General features: G+C 31.0%; 1 protein-coding gene and 1 pseudogene. Both read left to right on the top strand.

Translation table 11 applies throughout. The annotated features are described in order from the left end of the window. Positions 1-384 (top strand): annotated as a pseudogene (locus ACFO3N_RS24910) (hypothetical protein); the annotation flags it as partial. Continuing rightward, on the top strand, positions 384-1,183 hold an 800-nt coding region (locus tag ACFO3N_RS24915; protein ID WP_379801513.1), incomplete at its 3' end, for an IS3 family transposase. The pseudogene ACFO3N_RS24910 and the gene ACFO3N_RS24915, both read left to right, overlap by 1 nt.

Here is a 1,183-nt window from a genome sequence, read left to right on the forward strand (position 1 = left end):
GAATATGGAAGGGCAGGTTTAATGTCACGAAAAAATCAGGTTTATCCGATTGGTTTTAAATTAAAGGTTTTAAAGTCAATTTGCAGGGATTCATTATCTTTAAGAGAAGCTCGTTTGCGATTTAACATTCCTTCGGATTCAATTATCATTAAATGGAAAAAAGATTTTGCTAATTTTGGTTTAGAAGGATTAAAACTAAAACCAAAAGGGAGACCAAAATCTATGAGTGATTTTAAAGATAAAAAAAGTAAATCTGAAAAACCTTTAACCAGGGAAGAAGAACTTCTGTTGGAGAATGAAGCATTACGCTGTGAAATTGATTATCTAAAAAAGTTACAAGCCTTAATTCAAGCCGAAGAAAAAGCCAAAAATCGCAAGTCATAATGGAATTAAGGCATCGCTATGATTTAAAATTACTTTTAAATTGCAGTAATGTGGCGCGCAGCAGTTTTTATTATTATCAAAAACAGAGTAAAACAGCTGATAAATACAAAAAAGTAAAAGAACTTATAAAATCAATTTATTCTAAGCATAAGGGGCGTTACGGATACAGGAGGATCACTAGTGAGTTAAAGCTTCAAGGGATAATCATCAATCATAAAACAGTTTTAAGGCTAATGAAATCGTTGGGATTAAAAAGCCTGATCAGAATTAAAAAATATAAATCCTATAAAGGAGAACAAGGCAGGATTGCCCCAAATATTCTGAGCAGAAACTTTAAAGCATCAGTGCCTAATCAAAAATGGGCGACCGATATAACTGAATTTAACGTCTCAGGAAAAAAATTATATTTATCACCAATAATTGATTTGTTTAATGGAGAAATAGTTAGTTATGAACTGGCTGAAAGACCTGTATTTAATCAGGTAGCCGTGATGCTTGAAAAAGCATTTAAGAAAATACCCGACAATACTAATTTAACGCTGCACTCTGATCAAGGATGGCAGTATCAAATGAAACAGTACCAATGCTTATTAAAAGAAAAAGGAATTAAACAGAGTATGTCCAGAAAAGGAAATTGTCTTGACAATGCAATTATTGAAAACTTCTTTGGAACATTAAAATCAGAGTTGTTTTATCTTAAAAAATACAGTTCCATTGGTCAATTAAAACAAGAGATTATTGAGTATATTAATTATTATAATAATGACAGAATAAAACTTAATCTAAAAGCAATGAGCCC

Origin of the sequence: Flavobacterium chungangensis (assembly GCF_042654045.1) — a bacterium.
GTDB classification, from domain to species: domain Bacteria; phylum Bacteroidota; class Bacteroidia; order Flavobacteriales; family Flavobacteriaceae; genus Flavobacterium; species Flavobacterium chungangensis.